Here is a 19,392-nt window from a genome sequence, read left to right as displayed (position 1 = left end):
TATCGAAAGATAAAAGGCGGTGTTAAAGGTATATGTGCAAATATACGAAATAGACTGCCCAATTCCAAATTACACACTCTTCTAAGTACGTAAAGAAATCAGCAAGCAACGAACTGACTCTGCGACACTTAAGAATAAATCGACATTCCTAAATATAAATCACCCGTTAGACCAAGGGAATCTCATAGCCGTTATTATATTTTGCTCTCAAATATGTATTTGCTTCTGTGTCAGTGAAATTTCGTTTTTGTTGATCCCAATATAATTTCTTTCCGGTTTTGTAGGCAATATTCCCCATCTGCGAGAAAATAGCGATGTGCGCACCCGCCTGTACCGGAGCGTGTAATAATGAGCTATCGTTTTTCTGAATCGCTGTCACGAAATTTTGCATATGCAATTCTAGACCATTGTCTTTAGAGGGCTGTAAAGGGACAGCTTCCATACGATCTCCTTCAGGTATCACTTCCCAACCGTTCCGATCTAGAACTAGGGTTCCGTTATTTCCTATGAAAGAAACACCATGATTTCTGTTATAGGGTCCCAAATCAATGCCATTAGCATGCTCCCACTGAATATTAAAGTCATCAAACTCGAAAACCGTAGTCAGGGTATCGGGAGTCTCTGCAGCATCGTTCGGATAAGCAAACTTTCCTCCTGCTGCCATGACAGACTTCGGATCAGAAACTTTCATACCTAGTAGTGCGTAGTCCAGCATATGTACTCCCCAATCTGTCATAAGTCCGCCGGCATAATCCCAAAACCAACGGAACTCAAAATGGAAACGATTCGGGTTGAACGGTCGTTTTTGCGCTGGCCCCAGCCACTTATCGTAATGCACCCCCGCAGGGACAGCGGTATCGGGCTTAACCGGAATACTCTTCATCCAACCTTGGTATGCCCAGGCTTTCACCAACCTAACTTTACCTAACTTGCCAGAATGTACAAAATCAACCGCATCTTTGAAATGTTGTTGACTACGCTGCCATTGACCAACCTGAACAATACGATTATACTTGGTAGCCGCAGCCACCATTGCTTCACATTCATGAATAGAATTTCCTATAGGTTTTTCCACGTACACGTGTTTTCCCGCTTTCACCGCATCTATCATCTGTAAACAGTGCCAATGATCGGGAGTACCTATAATTACAGCATCTATTCTTTTGTTGGCAAGCAATTCTTTGTAATCAATATATCGAGTAACTTTAATATTTTTTTCCTTTAATTCCGTTATACGTTTATCTAAAACATTTTCATCAACATCACAAAGAGCAATACATTCTACGTTCGGTACTTTCAGAATTGCTTTTAAATCTGCCCAGCCCATACCATTTACGCCTATTAACCCTACCCTAAGTGGCCCCTTGGCATTGGTCAAGGCTGAGGCCTTATAAAACACACCACTCGCTGCCAGCACAGCCGCGTTCCGTATAAATTCCTTTCTTTTCATCTACGATTTAGTTTATTTAGCTATAATGATTAAAATTTAGGTAACTGATATCCGTTATGATAAACCGCATTCAAAAATTGATTTGCTTCTTGTTGTTCAAACGAATTTTTCTCTACGCTCCAAGTCAATTTATTTCCTGTTCTGTAGGCTATATTAGCCATCTGGGATAGCTTTGCTATATGAGCAGCTTGTTGAACAGGCGCGTGAACCATCTCCGGATTACCTTGACGTACTGCATCAATGAAATTAACCATATGAAGTTCTAAACCGTTGTCTACTCTTGATTGTAAGGAGATATTCTCCATTCGATCCTTTTCGGCTATAACTTCCCACCCTTTCCTATCAAGAACTAATGTTCCATTATCACCAATAAAAGCAATACCATGCTCTCGGCCATAAGGTCCATTGCTAATACTCGTCGCGTGTTCCCAAATTATATTAAAACCTTCAAATTCATAAACCGCCGTTAGGGTATCAGGCGTATCTCCGGCATCATCGGGGTAGGCAAACTTGCCTCCCATAGCCATCACGGACGTCGGTGTCGATGCCTTCATCCCTAACAGCGCATAATCGAGCAAATGAACCCCCCAGTCTGTCATTAATCCACCTGCATAATCCCAATACCACCGAAAGTTATAATGGAATCTATTGGGATTAAAGGGGTAACGCGGAGCGGGACCCTGCCAGCTTAAATAATCAACACCAGCTGGAACCTCACTATCTGGCATTTTCGGAACTCGCTTCTTCCACCCTAAGTAGGCCCAAGATTTAACCGTTCGTATCTTACCAAGCTTTCCATTATGAACAAAATCGATGGCATCCTTAAAATGTTTCTGACTGCGCTGCCACTGTCCAACTTGTACAACACGCTGATAGGTTTTCTGGGCTTGGATGAGCAAATCACACTCACCAATAGAATTGGCTAAGGGTTTTTCGACATATACATCTTTCCCCGCACGCATTGCATCAATCGCTTGCAAACAGTGCCAATGATCGGGCGTGGCCACGATAACGACATCCACGTCCGGATTTGCTAGCATCTCTTTATAATCCTTGTACTGCTTAAGCTTGTTACCCGATTCAGCCAAAGTCTTAGATCTTTCACTAAGCACCCGATCATCGATATCGCAAATTGCAACACAAGTGACGCCTGGAACTTTTAAAATTGCCTGAAGATTACTCCAACCCATTCCTTTAAGACCGATCGCCCCAACTCGAATTTTTTTAGATAAATTATAATACGCCATTTACTTATAGGGTTTATGCTGATTAGCAAAAGCAATATACAAAATTTTCAATCATCTAGGAATGATCGAAAATTTCTGAGCTAGATTGTTACATTTACGTATATATTTTTCTGTATCAAAAGATCAAACCTTCCGAGTCCGACGATGATCCTCACTTACATCACTTAATCTCTCCCGAGGTTACACGTACGACTGTGTTGCACTCTTCTATAAACAAAAGAACCTCCCTTAAAAAAGGAGGTTCTAAATATAATAAATACAATATTTAACAATCTACATATCGTCTTTGCTCAACGAAAATGGAAGATCATCTTTATTTACTCCACGATTTTTATTCGGTTCAGACCGCATATCAAAGGAAATAGTAGCGCCCTTAACGAGTTCGCTATGCTTGATGTAATTCTTTGAATAATTCTTCCCGTTCCACTTCATACTATGGATATACCTATTTTCATTCGAATTCTTGTCAGCTTGAATAGAAACTTTCTTTCCGTTAGGCAAATGCAGTGTCGCTTTTTTAAATAAGGGAGCACCCAAAATATATTCGTCAGTAGCGGGTGTTACTGGATAAAACCCAAGTGCCGAGAATACATACCATGCTGACGTTTGACCGTTGTCTTCATCTCCGCAATAACCGTCCGGATTAGGTGAATACATTCTATTCATCGTTTCTCTCACCCAATATTGTGTCTTCCACGGCGTTCCCACATGATTATAAAGATAAATCATATGCTGAATAGGTTGATTCCCGTGCGCATACTGTCCCATATTAGCAACCTGCATTTCCCTGATCTCGTGGATAGGAAATCCGTAGTAAGAATCATCAAAAATCGGTGGTAAGCTGAACACTGAATCTAATTTGATTTCCATCGCTTGGTGGCCTCCCATTAAATTTGCCAATCCTTCAATATCCTGAAAAACGGACCAGGTATAATGCCAGCTGTTTCCTTCCGTGAATGCATCTCCCCACTTAAACGGATTAAAAGGGGATTGGAATTCACCGTTCTTATTCTTTCCTCGCATTAAACCTGTAGCAGGATCAAAGAGCTTTTTATAGTTGAAAGAACGATCCTTATAAAGTTGTTGATCTTCCATAGGTTTATCCAATGCTTTTGCTAATTGATATATTGAAAAATCATCGTAGGCGTATTCCAAAGTACGAGCAGCATTCTCATTAATATCAACATCGTATGGCACATAACCTAACTCTTTGTAATAGCTAGCCCCTGCACGGCCTACCGCTGGCAACGGTCCAGCATTATTCGCGCCGTGCAATACAGCCTCATAAAGCGTCTCAATGTCTTTTGAACGCACACCTTTGATCCAAGCATCAGCGACCACAGACGCCGAATTGTTTCCAACCATAACGCTGCGTAAACCAGGGCTGGCCCACTCTGGCAACCAACCGCTCTCACGATAAGCGTTTGCAAGTCCATCCTGCATTTTCTCACTAATTTCCGGGTACATTAAGTTCAAGAATGGAAAAAGACTACGGAAAGTATCCCAAAAACCAGTATCGGTAAACATATATCCGGGTAAAACTTTCCCATTGTAAGGTGAGTAATGAACAACATCTCCCTTTGCATCGATTTCATAAAACATGCGAGGAAATAGTAACGATCGATATAAACAGGAATAAAAGGTCCGCATATCGTCGATATTACCGCCCTCTATTTCTATTTTTTTCAACTCCGTGTTCCAAATGTTTTCTCCCTTAGCAACCCGTTCGTCGAACGTTGTCCCTTCAAGTTCCTTCAGGTTAATTTCAGCTTGTTCTTTAGAAATAAAAGAAGACGCAACTTTTATCAGCACTTGCTCTCCACTATTAGCGATCTGAAAACCCACCAACGCACCTACGTGATCAGCTTTTACCAGATAACGATCCTCGGTTAGTACCGAGTCGGCGAAGGTTGAGATATTTGCGAATGGATGGTCAAATTCCAGTACAAAATAATTTTTGAAGTTGTCAGGCACACCACCGCTATTCTTTGTGGAGTAACCTATTATTTTTTGCTCCTTCGGTAGGACTTCCACATATGATCCTTTATCAAATGCGTCAAGGAGCACATAAGCTTCATCGGTCTTAGGAAAAGTGAGGCGAAAAAACGCAGCCCGCTCTGTCGGCGTGATTTCTGTCGTTACATCATAGTCCGCTAAATAGACAGAATAATAATGCGGTTTCGCTACTTCCGCTTTATGCGAGAAATGGCTCGATCGCTTCTCCTGATCGAAGGTCTTCACCCCCACCATAGGCATAATAGAGAACTGACCATAGTCGTTCATCCAAGGCGACGGCTGATGGGTTTGTTTAAAACCTCGTAGCTTCTCAGCAGTATAACTATACATCCATCCATCGCCCATTTTTCCAGACTGTGGACTCCAGAAGTTCATACCCCAAGGCATAGCAATCGCGGGATAAGTATTCCCTGTCGAGAATAAATACGTAGACTGCGTACCAACAAGTGTACTGACCAAATCGATCGGTCTTTCAATTTTGTCGATCGTTTGGCCATGGCCAAAAAACAGGCTCCCACTTAAGAAAATTGTTGTTAAAAATTTCAATTTCATCAATTATCGGCTTATTTAAGAATTCTCTAAAGTAAACAAAAATATCCTAAAACAGATAGCTAAAAGTATTTAGCAAATCATACAGTTAGAACTAACTTACCCAGGAAATTACCCGACTCCATTAATAGATGGGCTTTGGCGGCATCTGCCAAAGGTATTTTTTTAAAGACTTGTGGACGAAATTTTTCGCCAATTAATGGCCAAACGTTTTGAAAAATATCCTGGGTTAACTCAGCTTTAAAACAAATATCGCGTGCACGAAGCGTACTCCCCGTAACCGACAACCGCTTCTGCATAAGTTTAAAAATATTAAGGGGAACCTTAGCTCCTCCTACAGCGTTAATATAAACCAATCGCCCTTCTGGTGCCAGTAGATCGATATTTTTCTCAAAATAATCGCCCCCGATGCTGTCTAAAATAACATTAACTTGTTCGCCTTTCAGTACAGTCTCAAAGTCACTATTTTTATAATTTATCGCAATTTCTGCCCCAAGATCGGCACAATATTTACATTTTTCGGTTGTAGAGGCGGTCGTAAAAATTCGCGCACCGAATACTTTAGATAGCTGTATTGCAATACTACCAATTCCACCGGATCCACCATGTATTAATATGCCTTCACCCGCAGAAAGACGTCCCCTTCGAAAAACATTGTCCCACACGGTATAAATATTTTCAGGAAGCGCTGCTGCCTCTACAAAAGTAAGGCCATTGGGTATCGGTAAACAAATATCTTGATGTACAGCAACCTGCGTCGCATATCCACCTGCTGTTACCAGCGCGCATACACGGTCACCTTTAGACCATTTTGTTACACCCTTACCCAAGGCTACTATTATCCCGGAGACTTCTAATCCGGGAATATCGGCCACGGCGCCCGCGGGTGCAGGGTAATTGCCCTTACGCTGGAATACATCCGGACGGTTTACCCCGGCAGCTTTTACTTCCACAAGCACTTCATTATCGTTCAGCTTCGGACTATCTCTTACAACTAATTTAAGAACTTCGGGACCTCCATATTCTGTTATGACAACTGCATGCATATTATTTCTTTTTTGGATATTTTTGCAATCGAACATTTAAAGTAAGCATAAAATAACGCCCTAAGCGATTATTTTTTGCTTCGTATAAATCGTTACCGATATACTCGCTATACGTCCCCATGTTTCTATTTTGATCTAAAAGGTCGAATCCTTGAATACGTAGTACTGCAGCCTTATTATTGAAAAAGGAAAATTCCATATATGCATTTATTATCGTCGGATTACTATTCATAAAACTACTTTCATAACCCGAATTGAATCGTTGAGACATTTCCGCACCTAGGGTAATGTGATCCGATAAATATCCTTTTGTTCCCGCGCTAAATAAAAGACTATGCGCAGTAACCTCAGTTTTATTGGGCCATGTATAACTTGCATGATTGAGCAAATAATTCGCATTAAACAGGGTTTCAAAATAATCACTCCAATTATAGCGGAACTGAAGAGATTGCGAATAAACCAATTGTTTTGTTTTGTTTCGCTCATCATTTACATAGGAAAGATTATTGTAATAATCAGTACTTCCTATTAGATCCAGTTGTAGGCTTTCATTAAAAATAGGTGTATTAAACAGATAATACCACTTTAAATCAAAATAGCCGTCCGCGTTCTTAAAAGATGTTTCTTGGATCGTCGAGGATGAATAAGCTTTTTTATCGGAAACAATTTTATTAACTACAAAATTATAAGCAAAATTGGTCTCAAAATATTGATTACGTGTGGTTATAAATTTACGGAAGGTAGTGCTGATACGGTTCGAGAACTCGGCTTTCAACTCCGGATTACCTACGATAATATTCTGCGAGTTACTATTGTCTCGTACAGGAATGATATGTAAGAAATTTGGCTGATTGTTTTTACCAATATAATCTATTGCCCAATCAATTTCTTTAGTTACTCGCCATTTTATTCCGGCGGTCGGCACTAGATTCACATTTCCATATGTATATTTAAGCTCCTGACCTGGAAGGTTTCCAACAAGTTTTAAAGGCTGTACCGCAAAACCGATGTTCGCACGCACGTTTTTGTTTGGAGTATATTGATAGTTTAGTCCAACCTTACTACTATTGAATCTGTAGTTATAGTTTACTCCTAGTGAATCAACATAATAAAAATACCCAAGTTCATCCGTTTTGTTCTTATCTTCAACCAGCCGTGTTGTGGTCATATCCGTCAATTGATAATCATATACAAACTCAAGTTTACTATAATCCGAAAATGGCTCCACGTACGAAAGTGAAGCTTTCACACCATCCGTACCGTTATCCTGTTGAATGAAATAGCGTTGTTCAAAATGGGAAAAAACAGGTGCATCCGATGTCGAGTCGATCGTAGTATAACGGTCCAATACATCTTCTAGCTCGTCATTGCTGTTGAAATTCAAAGTTACGTTACCAATTAGCTTACGCCCCTTCTTTTTGAAAGCTTTTGCATAAACTAGATTTACGTCCATGTTTGGGTTTTTCGAAAACGAAGTATCTCGATATATACCGCGATTGGTGATCCGGTTATTGTCAATTTGACGTTGACGGTTGTTCCCCATATTGGTCCTATTGTAGCTAAAGACCGGTCTTATTTCTAATATATCGTTATTTGCAAATTGATGTTTAAATTCTGCCGTAAAACGATGAAAGTTGTTATCATTAGTCATTTGATAAGACTCCTGGTTAGAAATCATGTTACCGATATAATTTGAACGTAGCAACGAATTTCCCTGTGTGACGTTCTCTTTACGCGTAAAACTGTAACTCCCATTGAACTGGGAATTCTTCGCAAGATTGTCGGAGAAGTTAAATCCAAATGATTTAATATTATTTAATCCGTCAGTGGGATCCACAAAATCTGTTGCATCAAATAAAGAACGATCCCGATCGCCTACGCCGTTGGGAGAACCAAACGAAAACAAACTAGTATTCGTATTGTTTACGGATCCGACAATCGAGAATTCTTGTCCGTCGTCGAATCGATTGACACCGATACTCCCTATAAACCTCTCACTCGTGCCTCCGCCAGCGGTAATTTGTCCAAAAGAAATACGTTTACGATCTTGCTTCAAAACAATATTCAGAACCTTCTCCGGTTCTTCCGTTTTCATACCGTTATTAGTAGCATTTTCCCCATATGAGTTAATGACCTGTAGTTGGGATATAAAATCAGCTGGTAAATTTCGCGTCGCAGTAAGAACATCTCCTCCAAAAAACTTTTTACCATCCACCCGCACGGAAGATATTGGTTTGCCCTGCGCATACACAGTACCATCACGGGAAACCTGTATCCCCGGTAACTGTTTCAGAGCCTCTTCGAGTAGCGAATTCGCTCGAAAACTAAACGCATCCATATTATACTGAACTGTATCTATAGAATAAGTAACCGGAACAGTCTTAACTACGTATATGCCTTCAATTAACGATGTTTGTGGGGAAAGCACAACGTTCGGCATCATAAAAAAATTACTCCGTGAATCGGATGGCAATTTTTTGTTTATAATCTTATAGCCAAGCATGCTATAGGAAATTTGGACGTTCTTTCCTTTAACCTTTTCAAATTCATAAAATCCGGCCCCTGAAGTACTCGTAACGAGCGTATCATATTCACTGATAAGGCGAACGGTAACTCCCTGCATGCGAACACTTGCTGTATCAATTACATATCCCTGAATTTGCCGATCCGCCGTCTGAGCTACGAGCTCAGACATACCTAAGGCATGGATACTAACCAAAGCAACAATGAAAATAGAATACCTTAGATACTTCACAAATCTTGTTTTCACTCGTTTGAGATCAATATACGAAAAAAATGAATTTCGCTATACGTTTATCAAAGAACGTTAAAACTTTATTTTTTGTATAATTAAAAAAGGGTTGCTTCATAAGAAACAACCCTTTTTATTCATTAAGTAAATAAGTAAATCAATTATTCACCATCAAAAGTAACCTTCACTAAATGTTTGTCAATTTCCCAACGCCCCGTACCGTCTTCTCCAATTACATCAAACAATTCTAAGATACGACGCGCTACATATTCTTCTTCCACTTGCTCTTCTAAGAACCATTGTAAGAAATTAAATGTCACGAAATCTTTTGATCTCATACATTTATCAGCAATATTGTTAAATTGTTCAGTAACGAACATTTCCTGCTCTAATGCCTGTTCAAATACGCCGCGAAAGGACTCAAATTCTACAGGAATATTGTTAATTTCTGGAGATATAGCACGACCGCCACGATTGTTTATGTAATTAAAAATTTTCAACATATGTGCACGCTCCTCATCAGCCTGTTTTGCAAAAAACGTCGCGGAATTGTCTAAACCTTGGTCATCACACCAAGAAGACATTGCTAAATAAAGAGCCGAAGAATGAGCTTCAACTTTAACTTGTGCATTTAATATATTTTCGATATCCTCGTTTAGAGATGTTTTCAATTTTAATAAATCTTTCATAATATCTTTGATCTTTTAGATTATACAATATTAACAATGTTATTCCTACATTGTTTGATACAAAGATACATTAATAGAGATCGATTCGAATAAAAAAACTGTAATACGAATTCAGTCTAAATTAGGCTAGAGAGCGTGTAAGTTATTTATAATCAATACAATTAAACGAAGGCTTAAACGAGGTACACCCCCTCTTTACGCAAAATCTTTTTAACTTCGCTATTCAGCTCAATCATGAATTTTGCTCCCGACAAGATTTCACGTAAATTCAAAATATCTTGTACCGATAAAATGAAACAACGGTCTGTGCGATGTGGCATAATCACCTCAAAATCAGAGGTTCGAGAAGTATCACTAATCATAGAATCAATATCGATTTTATCGATAATTTTCTTAAAATGAAAAAAATCAGAAATGCGAAAAGCAGTGGCCGAGCCTTGAAACTCTAACCAATAACAATTTTTACGACTGCATTGATAAACGGCACCGTTTCCCGTGTGAAACACTTCTTCAAAATTTGCTAATGGACAAACTATCATTTTCCGATTTAATTAACGCAACAAATATAGATGTTATTAAGATTTGATCCAAATAAAAAAGCTGATTTTTCAATCAGCTTTCAACATTTACATTTTTTAAAGTTTATATTTCCTCTTCAGCACCACTTAACAGCTCTTTATGGTTGCTCAAATTCGTTCGCGTTTTTGTTTTATGTTTATTAATTTGTCTTCTTAACGACTCAACAGCAACGTCTGTTGCTTCTTCAAATGTTTTTGCCTGCGCCTTGGCAAATAATTGATTCCCTGGAATATTTATTTTAATCTCCACAATTTTATTAGTCTCGTCATCTACATTTTCCAATCGTAAATAACAAACACCTTCGATGATATTATCTAAAAACTGCTCTAATTTTGCAGTTTTCTTTTTGATAAATGTTACCAATTTTTGATCTGCGTCAAACTTAATAGATTGCACAATAATATTCATTTTTCCTCCTTTTTTTAAGCCTTTGGATGGGCTTGTTTATAAACTGTTTTCAATCTCTCCACTGAATTGTGTGTATAGACTTGAGTCGCGGCCAGTCCCGCGTGGCCTAATAATTCTTTAATTGCATTTAAGTCGGCTCCATTATTTAACAATGTGCTGGCGAAGCTGTGGCGCAACACGTGCGGACTCCGCTTCTTTTGCGATGTTATCTGCGCAAGGTAATGCTGGACAATCCTGTAAATCAATTTTGGATACGCTTGCTTTCCTACGTTGGTAACGATTAAGTGGGATGAATTGTTTTTAAATTCCTGGCTATATTTAAGTTTTAAATACTGAGTAATTTCCTCCATCAATGTTTGGTGAATAGGAACCAACCTTTCCTTGTTTCGTTTACCTAAAATAAGCACACGTCGATTATATGTATCGATATCGCGTTCCTTAATATTTAGTAATTCTGAAAGACGAATTCCTGTACCAAATAACAATTCTAGAACAACAAAATCCCGTGCATGTTCAAAATCGTTAGGTCGCGTATGTCCTTCGTCCAATAGATGAACCATTTTATCCTGCTCAATAACAACAGGTAATTTCTTGCCAGTTTTTAGAGCATGAATTAAGACCATCGGACTTGCGGCCACCAACCCCTCTCGTAATAAAAATTTGTAATAAGAACGTAGTGAAGAAATAGAACGGTTGATACTAGTAGCCTGTCGCCCGTTTTCTTTCAATTGCGAAAGATAAGCCCTCACGTCACGAAACGTTGCGTGTTCTAACGCCAGGCTCTGAGATTCTAAAAAAGAAACGTAAGTATCAATCTCATGGGAATAAGCATTAATCGTATGAATAGAATACCGTTTCTCAAACTTCAAAAAATTTAAAAAGCTTTGTTTACTCATCGACTTTACTTTGTTTATTGATTACCCCACCCTCGTAAAGAGCTAAAAATATGCTCCATCCTATGTCGTATAAATATAGCAATTCATCGCAGATAAACAAATTAAATTTCTGTTAATAACTGGTAATTTTATCGATCAAGCTTTGTGGTACCACATCGGGTGCAGGGAAACATCCTCACTACGGATTTTACAGCATTCAATATGCAAAATCGTAGTACATATATATATAAAGAAGCCCAGGCAGTGCACTGCCTGGGCTTCTTGGGTATTACTATATAGTTGCGTCAGATAACGCAATCAATTACAATTTCGAATTAACATCGATCGCATTTAATTCACTAAATGCCTGTCTTAGCCGCTCAACAAATGCTTCCTCTCCTTTGCGTAACCAAACGCGAGGATCGTAATATTTTTTATTAGGTGAATCAGCGCCTTCTGGGTTGCCGATCTGTGCTTGCAAATAATCACGATTTTTAGCCTCGTAAGCACGAACACCGTCCCAGTAAGCCCACTGCATATCGGTATCAATGTTCATTTTAATTGCACCATATGAGATCGCTTCAGCAATTTCCTCAGGAGCTGAGCCCGATCCACCGTGGAATACGAAGTTCACAGGCTTTTCGGCCGACAAATTAAATTTCTCTTTAATATATGCTTGCGAATTATTTAAAATGACCGGTTGAAGTTTTACATTTCCAGGTTTGTATACACCATGTACATTACCAAATGCGGCTGCTACCGTAAACTTATCAGAAACTTTGGAAAGTTCCTCGTACGCATATGCAACTTCTTCAGGTTGTGTATATAATTTAGAACTATCAACATCCGAGTTATCAACTCCGTCTTCTTCTCCACCTGTTACTCCTAATTCGATCTCGACGGTCATACCTAGTGGTTTCATACGCGCTAAATATTTTGCGGAAATTTCGATGTTCTCTTCGATAGGTTCCTCCGACAAATCCAACATGTGTGAAGAGAATAATGGTTTTCCGTGTTGTGCAAAAAACTTCTCGCCCGCATCTAACAATCCATCAATCCAAGGAAGTAATTTCTTTGCAGCGTGGTCAGTATGAAGGATAACCGCAACACCATAATGCTCTGCCAATAAATGTACGTGATGAGCTGCTGAAACCGCTCCCAAAATACATGCTTTAAGTCCGTCATTATTTAACGACTTACCCGCATAAAACTGCGCTCCACCATTTGAAAGCTGAATAATAACTGGTGAATTCACCGCTTTAGCGGTTTCCATTACTGCATTAATCGAGTTCGTACCGATAATATTTACAGCTGGTAAAGCAAATTTATGTGTTTTAGCAATCTCAAATAACTCTTGGACTTGATCTCCCGTCAAAACACCTTTAAAATCTTTTAGGCTCATATGTTTTGTCTTATATTTATATTGTGTGACTAAAGGTAATGATATTTTTTTGATTACCAAAAACACTTAGTGTAAAAAATACACATTGATAACGGATTTCTTCAACATATACTTCTCAACTTTCTACCAAATATCCTTCTTAATTATGGATAGAAAAAGATATGCCCGTCGTCATTTTACGTGCATTTTGAAAAAAAATGTATATTTACAATTAGTTCTCTGAAATGATTACGCGGGTGTTTTATATGATTTTCAAAACATAATCCCATCACCGAGGACAATAACTATAAATGGTGCCTGTTTTCACAGAATAACAGAAAATTTTAAAACGGATCTATCTACAACGGAAAATTGAGCCTTTTTGAAGTACAACTGCTAAAGCAAGTTAGAAGACCGCCAGTTTCCTACTTCATAGTATGTTTTGGCGCGAATAACAAACAAACAGAAAAAATTATTAAATTATGCTACACGTATACGGTATAAAAAACTGCAACACAGTTAAAAAAGCGCTAACCTGGCTACAAGACCACGATATTCAACACACATTTCACGATTATAAAAAAGAACCTGTTACTAGGAAAAAATTAGATGAATGGGAAAAGCAGGTGTCATGGGAATCACTCGTCAATAAAAACGGGACCACGTGGAAAAAATTAAATCCCGAACAAAAAGCGACCGTCCAAGACGCCACTTCAGCAAACATTGTGCTCTTAGAAAACAATAGCATGATAAAGAGACCATTAATTGAATCCTCAAAAGGAATTATATTAGGTTTTGACGAACAAGAATACAACGAAAAACTACGATAACTACTAACATATGCTAAGACAAATAATATATACCGCCATTTCGAGCTGTCTTCTTTTATCACAAACAGCACATTCACAAATACAAAGCGCCTATAATTATACAGAGACGTTTGATCCTATTTTTTACACAAAGAACGGAAACACATATCGAAGCGCCTCAGGAAAACCGGGGCCAGCTTATTGGCAAAATGCGGCAGACTATATCCTAAAAGTATCCCTGGATGATAAGTCCGACCGCGTCACAGCCTCCGTATCTATTAAGTACACAAATAATAGTCCGGAGGAACTAAGTCATATCTGGCTTCAGCTTGATCAAAATTTATTTAACGAAAACTCACGAGGACAAGCAGTCGTTCCTCTTGAAGATAGTCGTTATGGAACCGCCGGTTCAGAATTCGACGGTGGATTTTCTTTTAATAAAGTAACCTTGGGGGACGGTAGCGAAGCGAACTATTCTATAAATGACACGCGAATGCGTGTTGAATTACCCACCCCCCTCAAACCAGGAGGAAATACCGTGGATATAAATATAGATTTTGCATATACTATACCTGAGTACGGGGCAGATCGTACAGGAATACTAAATACAAAAAACGGTAAAATCTATAGCGTTGCTCAATGGTACCCTCGTGTTTGTGTATTTGACGATATTTTAGGATGGAATACCGATCCTTACACGGGTCCGGGAGAGTTCTATCTTGAATATGGAACCTATCAAGTGGAAGTAACGGCACCAGCAAATCACATTGTTGTTGCAGGCGGTGAATTACTAAACCCCGAAGAAGTATGGACGAAAGATCAGTTATCAAGATATAAAAAAGCTTTCCAAAGCGACAAAACGGTTATGATTCGTTCAGCGCAGGAAGTGACGGACAAAAATTCTCGCCCACAAAATACCACTCTCACTTGGAAATACAAGCTACAAAATGCCCACGATTTCGCCTGGGCCAGTTCTCCTGCATTTATTATTGATGGAGCAAAAATAAACACTCCTAGCGGTGGGAATTCCCTCGCATTATCGGCCTACCCAGTAGAAAGTAACGGGGACAACGCTTGGGAACGTTCTACAGAATATACCAAAGCTTCTATCGAGTATTACAGTGAAAAATGGCTTGAGTATCCATATCCTGTCGCAGTAAACGTTGCTTCTAACGTTGGTGGTATGGAATATCCTGGGCTATCGTTCTGCGGCTACAAAGCGAAGGCAGGAAGTCTATGGGGAGTAACAGATCACGAATTTGGACACAACTGGTTTCCGATGATAGTGGGGAGTAACGAGAGACTACACGCATGGATGGACGAAGGGTTTAACAGTTTTATAAATGACTTGTCCACAGAAGCCTTTAACAAAGGAGAGTACAACAAATCTTTTGGAGATAGGAATGCAATTTCTAAAGCACTAGCCAACCCGAATTTAGAGCCCATTATGTCAGCACCTGCAGGAATGCGTGAACGTAATATCGGTGTCCTCGCCTACTATAAACCAGCCTTTGGTTTGAGACTGCTACGCGATGAAATAATAGGGGCTGAAAGATTCGACAAAGCATTCAGAACATACATTCATAACTGGGCTTATAAACACCCCACTCCAGACGATTTTTTCCGCACTATCGAAAATGAAACCGGCGAAAATTTAGCTTGGTTTTGGCGAGGGTGGTTTCAAAATAACTGGACATTAGATCAGAGTCTTGCAAACGTTGAATATGTCAATATGGACCCCAAAGACGGGGCTCTAATTACGATCGACAATCTACAAAAGCTAGCTCTCCCCGTGGTTATAGAAGCAACGACTGAGTCTGGAAAAAAAATTCGCAAAAAACTTCCTGTAGAAGTATGGCAGCGAAATAAGTCGTGGCGTTTCAAACTCGAATCAATAGAGAAACTTTCTAAAGTAGTGATTGACCCAGACAACGTATACCCCGACATTAATTCAGATAACAACATTTGGCCCCGCAATTAGACAACATGAAAGACTTAAAAAAGTTATGTATATTAACCGTACTATTTATTTCTATAGTTACAACCCTCAGAGCACAGGAGATAAAAGGTATAGTTCATGAATTAAACAGTAGCGAACGGTTGAAAGATGTAACCGTAAAAAATCTACGAACCAATGATGAAGCTACATCTAATGGAGATGGAGAGTTTCTGATTCGCGGGTCACTCAACGATCTATTAACTTTTGCTCAACCCGGTTATGAAACAGACACTATATTTATATACGAAGAGGGTATACAGCGAATTTATTTAGTTCGTGATCAGAAAAGTATCGTTATAGATGAAGTATTAGTAACTAGGCTTACTGACAGCAGGCTTGCGGCAGAAATCGCTACAGCGAGAAATGAAGGAAAAGTTGTTGAAGTATCCCAGAATAAAGGTGGTTTACGTGTTTCGCCTTCGAGGCTATTTGGGCGCAAAAGTAAACAAGCGCGGAAAAATCTGGACCTTCTTCTCTCCGAACAAAGTAAACGTAAAGTCGATCGCCTATTTACGGCAAAACTCATTCGAAGTATTATTCCAATCAGCGAAGAAGAACTTCCGCTATTTCGAGAACGATTTAGACCCGAACTTCAATTTATTGAGACCGCTTCAGCAGAAGATGTTCGTATTTACGTCTTAGATTCGTATGCAAAATTTAAAAAGCCCTAACCCAAATATTTTATATAAAAATCAACCTGACCATGTTATATAAAAAATCAATACCTCAAATCATTGAGGAAGCTAAGGAAACAGGAGAGCACACGCTCAAACGAACCCTCTCTGCTACGGGGTTAGTAGCGTTGGGAATCGGGGCAATAATCGGAGCTGGATTATTTTCATTAACAGGAATAGCAGCAGCGGAAAATGCGGGTCCTGCTGTCTTACTGTCTTTCATAATTGCAGCTGTAGCCTGCTCCTTCGCAGGGCTTTGTTATGCTGAATTTGCGTCGATGATTCCAGTTGCGGGAAGTGCATATACCTATTCCTATGCAACAATGGGCGAATTTGTAGCATGGATCATCGGGTGGGACTTGGTACTAGAATATGCCCTCGCCAGCGCGACGGTTGCCGTAAGTTGGTCTCAATATTTCAATGAACTACTCTCTACGTTTAACCTATCCATTCCCGAACAATATTTAAAAGGTCCATGGGAAGGCGGAGTCGTAAACATTCCAGCTATTATTATCGTGTGTTTACTCTCCCTCTTACTAATAAGAGGGACAAAGGAATCAACAACAGTCAATAACCTGTTGGTAATTTTAAAAGTATCTGTTGTGTTAATTTTTATAGCGCTTGGCTGGAGCTTCATCGACTCCGCAAACCACACACCGTTTATTCCTGAAAATCCTGCCGAAGAAATGGTAAAAAACGGCGAACTAGGATGGTGGGAATTTTTAACCGGAGAGCATTTCGGCGAATTCGGCATCAGCGGTATTCTCCGCGCGGCGGGCGTTCTGTTTTTTGCTTTCATAGGGTTTGACGCCGTTAGCACAGCTGCCCAAGAAGCGAAAGATCCAAAACGATCTATGCCAATAGGTATCATCGGATCATTAATCGTATGTACAATTCTTTATGTACTTTTTGCATATGTCCTAACTGGCTTGGAACATTATACCCTATTCGAGGGCAATGCTAAACCAGTATCTACTGCATTTGCTAAAACAGGGTATACATTTTTAAATACAGCCTTAACAATCACAATTATTGCGGGCTACACGTCCGTTATCCTCGTGATGCTTCTTGGTCAGAGTCGGGTATTCTACTCGATGAGTAAAGATGGACTGCTACCGAAGGTGTTCTCGGATCTTTCCAAAAATCATACACCATGGAAAACCAACATCATTTTCATGGTCTTCGTTTCTATTTTCGCAGGATTCGTGCCTATCTCAGATTTAGGACATATGGTGAGTATAGGGACACTATTTGCGTTCGCTTTGGTGTGTGTAGGTATACTCGTATTAAGAAAAACTTCTCCGGAGCTGGAACGCCCTTTCAAAACACCATTTGTCCCGGTAATTCCTATTCTCGGAATTTTAGTTTGTGTCATACTAATGGCATCACTACCAATCGAAAGTTGGGAACGTCTCGCTGCTTGGTTATTACTTGGGTTAGTAATCTATTATTTTTACGGAAAGAAACATAGCAAACAACGTAAAGCGCACGCCAAGGGCTAGTTATAATTCATTATATATCAGAAAGGTCGTGCTATCAAATCATTACAAACACGGCCTTTCTAACATTTACCCGCCTCCTTCCTATGAAAAAGTTACTCTTACTAATTTTTAATGTTACACTAATCACTAGCATAGTGCAAGCGCAAAAAAACGATAAAAAGCTAGACAAACTTATAAAAGAACAGATCGCGTCCTTTGAAGGCGAAATTGGAATCTACGTCGAGCATTTTGAAAAAAACAAAACGGTTAATATTCAGGCTGACACTATATTTCCTACCGCGAGTATCGTTAAAATACCTATTCTGGTAGGGGTATTTAACAAAATAAATGAGAAAAAACTCAAACTAACGGGATCCTATCGATATGACACGAAACGTGAGTATGGAGGATCAGGACTTATGCAATTTTACAAAGATAGTGCTACTACAGATTTAGCAACAATGGTCTCTTTGATGCTCACCTACAGTGACAATGTCGCCTCAATCTGGAGTCAAGAGCTTGCCGGAGGGGGTAGCAATATAAATAAGTTAATGGATGAGTTTGGTCTTAAAAACACGAAAGTAAACTCAAAAACCGAAGGAAGAGAAAGCGCTTGGAAGAAATACGGTTGGGGACAAACAACACCCAAAGAAATCGCGACTTTATTAGCTAAAATTAGGTTCGGAGACATTTACGATAGCCGTATGTCAGACAAAATGTATCGGTTTCTAAAAAACCAATTCTACAACGAACGCTCTCTTTCACAAATTCCAGCGAATATCGCAACCGCATCAAAAACAGGGTCAGTGAATGACGCTCGCGGCGAAGTTGTATTTGTTCACGGCCCGTCGGGTGATTTTGTATTCGCTATATTAACAAAAAATAACAAAGATCAAAGTTGGACTCCAGACAACCAAGCTGAAGTCCTGACGCGTAAAATAGCTAATCTCCTGTGGAACTACTTTGAACCTAATCACAAATTCACTCCGTATGCTATAGTGAATTAACGATGTTAAAAAACGAGTAAAATGCATTTAGAGCCTTCATTTTGTCAAGGCTCTTCCTTTTTGCTCCCAGTCAATAAAACTACCCAAATACAATTTAAGATTTCTAAAACCCCTAGATTCTAGATAGGAATATGCAATCGATGCTCGGTCGCCGGATTGACAGTGTATGATCAACTTTTTTCCCTCTAGAGGCGATAGATCCATTTTTGGCAAATATCCCACAAAATAATGCTTGGCATTTGGAATATGGGAGTGACTATATTCAATAGAATTGCGAACATCCAATAAAACATAATCGAATCTATCCTTCAAATCGGAAACTATTACATCATCTACTAAATCTACTTTGGTTAATGCAGAATCAAAAATATCCGGTACAAAACCAACGATGTTATCCATTCCAATGAGAGAAAGCTTTCTAGCAACTTCG

General features: G+C 39.3%; 16 protein-coding genes. 5 read left to right on the top strand and 11 right to left on the bottom strand.

Features of this window, described 5'->3' with window-relative positions; translation table 11 throughout:
* Positions 1–166: 166 nt before the first annotated feature.
* The 10 genes from HP439_RS05370 to fbaA all read right to left on the bottom strand — a co-directional run bounded on the left by HP439_RS05370 (position 167) and on the right by fbaA (position 13,013).
* Positions 167–1,450, bottom strand: a complete 1,284-nt coding sequence (locus HP439_RS05370; RefSeq protein ID WP_172389317.1) for a Gfo/Idh/MocA family protein — start codon at positions 1,448–1,450, stop codon at positions 167–169.
* Between the two features lie 29 nt (positions 1,451–1,479).
* Complete coding sequence (locus tag HP439_RS05365) at positions 1,480–2,697, bottom strand: Gfo/Idh/MocA family protein (RefSeq protein WP_172389316.1); 1,218 nt, start codon at positions 2,695–2,697, stop codon at positions 1,480–1,482.
* 273 nt (positions 2,698–2,970) lie between these two features.
* The gene (locus tag HP439_RS05360; protein ID WP_172389315.1) at positions 2,971–5,265 is read right to left on the bottom strand and encodes a GH92 family glycosyl hydrolase; all 2,295 of its coding nucleotides are present in this window, start codon (positions 5,263–5,265) and stop codon (positions 2,971–2,973) included.
* 77 nt (positions 5,266–5,342) lie between these two features.
* The gene (locus HP439_RS05355) at positions 5,343–6,308 is read right to left on the bottom strand and encodes an NAD(P)H-quinone oxidoreductase (protein ID WP_172389314.1); all 966 of its coding nucleotides are present in this window, start codon (positions 6,306–6,308) and stop codon (positions 5,343–5,345) included.
* 1 nt (position 6,309) lies between these two features.
* A complete protein-coding gene (locus tag HP439_RS05350) occupies positions 6,310–9,063 on the bottom strand; it encodes an outer membrane beta-barrel protein (RefSeq protein WP_343043512.1) in 2,754 nt (917 codons plus the stop codon).
* A gap of 158 nt (positions 9,064–9,221) precedes the next feature.
* Positions 9,222–9,749, bottom strand: a complete 528-nt coding sequence (locus HP439_RS05345; RefSeq protein WP_172389313.1) for a ferritin — start codon at positions 9,747–9,749, stop codon at positions 9,222–9,224.
* A 173-nt stretch (positions 9,750–9,922) separates the two neighbouring features.
* On the bottom strand, positions 9,923–10,288 hold the full coding sequence (locus tag HP439_RS05340; protein ID WP_172389312.1) for a DUF6686 family protein: 366 nt from the start codon (positions 10,286–10,288) through the stop codon (positions 9,923–9,925).
* A 103-nt stretch (positions 10,289–10,391) separates the two neighbouring features.
* The gene (gene hpf, locus HP439_RS05335) at positions 10,392–10,736 is read right to left on the bottom strand and encodes a ribosome hibernation-promoting factor, HPF/YfiA family (protein WP_172389311.1); all 345 of its coding nucleotides are present in this window, start codon (positions 10,734–10,736) and stop codon (positions 10,392–10,394) included.
* A gap of 14 nt (positions 10,737–10,750) precedes the next feature.
* Positions 10,751–11,632: a tyrosine-type recombinase/integrase gene (locus tag HP439_RS05330; RefSeq protein ID WP_172389310.1), complete on the bottom strand. Its 882-nt coding sequence runs from the start codon at positions 11,630–11,632 to the stop codon at positions 10,751–10,753.
* A 301-nt stretch (positions 11,633–11,933) separates the two neighbouring features.
* Complete coding sequence (gene fbaA, locus HP439_RS05325; protein ID WP_172389309.1) at positions 11,934–13,013, bottom strand: class II fructose-bisphosphate aldolase; 1,080 nt, start codon at positions 13,011–13,013, stop codon at positions 11,934–11,936.
* A 461-nt stretch (positions 13,014–13,474) separates the two neighbouring features.
* On the opposite strand from fbaA, the gene HP439_RS05320 reads away from it, so the two are divergent.
* From HP439_RS05320 to HP439_RS05300, 5 genes are all read left to right on the top strand, one after another.
* Complete coding sequence (locus HP439_RS05320) at positions 13,475–13,822, top strand: ArsC family reductase (RefSeq protein WP_172389308.1); 348 nt, start codon at positions 13,475–13,477, stop codon at positions 13,820–13,822.
* Between the two features lie 10 nt (positions 13,823–13,832).
* Positions 13,833–15,782, top strand: a complete 1,950-nt coding sequence (locus HP439_RS05315; RefSeq protein WP_172389307.1) for a M1 family metallopeptidase — start codon at positions 13,833–13,835, stop codon at positions 15,780–15,782.
* Positions 15,783–15,787: 5 nt separating this feature from the next.
* The gene (locus tag HP439_RS05310) at positions 15,788–16,471 is read left to right on the top strand and encodes a hypothetical protein (protein ID WP_172389306.1); all 684 of its coding nucleotides are present in this window, start codon (positions 15,788–15,790) and stop codon (positions 16,469–16,471) included.
* A 32-nt stretch (positions 16,472–16,503) separates the two neighbouring features.
* Positions 16,504–17,976, top strand: a complete 1,473-nt coding sequence (locus HP439_RS05305) for an amino acid permease (protein WP_172389305.1) — start codon at positions 16,504–16,506, stop codon at positions 17,974–17,976.
* A gap of 83 nt (positions 17,977–18,059) precedes the next feature.
* Positions 18,060–18,962, top strand: coding sequence for a serine hydrolase (locus HP439_RS05300; protein WP_172389304.1), 903 nt, complete (start codon positions 18,060–18,062; stop codon positions 18,960–18,962).
* A gap of 36 nt (positions 18,963–18,998) precedes the next feature.
* Here HP439_RS05300 and HP439_RS05295 read toward each other — a convergent pair.
* The coding region (locus HP439_RS05295) for a rhodanese-like domain-containing protein (RefSeq protein ID WP_172389303.1) at positions 18,999–19,392 on the bottom strand (394 nt) is incomplete at its 5' end.

This window comes from Sphingobacterium shayense (genome assembly GCF_013179575.1).
Lineage (GTDB): Bacteria > Bacteroidota > Bacteroidia > Sphingobacteriales > Sphingobacteriaceae > Sphingobacterium > Sphingobacterium shayense.
The sequence above is the reverse complement of the archived record's forward strand: the minus strand, read 5'-3'. Positions and strand labels throughout refer to the sequence as shown.

What these genes read in the sequence shown, in the direction of transcription:
- HP439_RS05365 (WP_172389316.1), bottom strand. Translation starts at nt 2,697, where the DNA reads ATGGCGTATTATAATTTATCTAAAAAAATTCGAGTTGGGGCGATCGGT.
- HP439_RS05300 (WP_172389304.1), top strand. Translation starts at nt 18,060, where the DNA reads ATGAAAAAGTTACTCTTACTAATTTTTAATGTTACACTAATCACTAGC.
- HP439_RS05370 (WP_172389317.1), bottom strand. Translation starts at nt 1,450, where the DNA reads ATGAAAAGAAAGGAATTTATACGGAACGCGGCTGTGCTGGCAGCGAGT.
- HP439_RS05340 (WP_172389312.1), bottom strand. Translation starts at nt 10,288, where the DNA reads ATGATAGTTTGTCCATTAGCAAATTTTGAAGAAGTGTTTCACACGGGA.
- HP439_RS05310 (WP_172389306.1), top strand. Translation starts at nt 15,788, where the DNA reads ATGAAAGACTTAAAAAAGTTATGTATATTAACCGTACTATTTATTTCT.
- HP439_RS05305 (WP_172389305.1), top strand. Translation starts at nt 16,504, where the DNA reads ATGTTATATAAAAAATCAATACCTCAAATCATTGAGGAAGCTAAGGAA.
- HP439_RS05330 (WP_172389310.1), bottom strand. Translation starts at nt 11,632, where the DNA reads ATGAGTAAACAAAGCTTTTTAAATTTTTTGAAGTTTGAGAAACGGTAT.
- HP439_RS05355 (WP_172389314.1), bottom strand. Translation starts at nt 6,308, where the DNA reads ATGCATGCAGTTGTCATAACAGAATATGGAGGTCCCGAAGTTCTTAAA.
- HP439_RS05345 (WP_172389313.1), bottom strand. Translation starts at nt 9,749, where the DNA reads ATGAAAGATTTATTAAAATTGAAAACATCTCTAAACGAGGATATCGAA.
- HP439_RS05320 (WP_172389308.1), top strand. Translation starts at nt 13,475, where the DNA reads ATGCTACACGTATACGGTATAAAAAACTGCAACACAGTTAAAAAAGCG.
- hpf (WP_172389311.1), bottom strand. Translation starts at nt 10,736, where the DNA reads ATGAATATTATTGTGCAATCTATTAAGTTTGACGCAGATCAAAAATTG.
- fbaA (WP_172389309.1), bottom strand. Translation starts at nt 13,013, where the DNA reads ATGAGCCTAAAAGATTTTAAAGGTGTTTTGACGGGAGATCAAGTCCAA.
- HP439_RS05360 (WP_172389315.1), bottom strand. Translation starts at nt 5,265, where the DNA reads ATGAAATTGAAATTTTTAACAACAATTTTCTTAAGTGGGAGCCTGTTT.
- HP439_RS05315 (WP_172389307.1), top strand. Translation starts at nt 13,833, where the DNA reads ATGCTAAGACAAATAATATATACCGCCATTTCGAGCTGTCTTCTTTTA.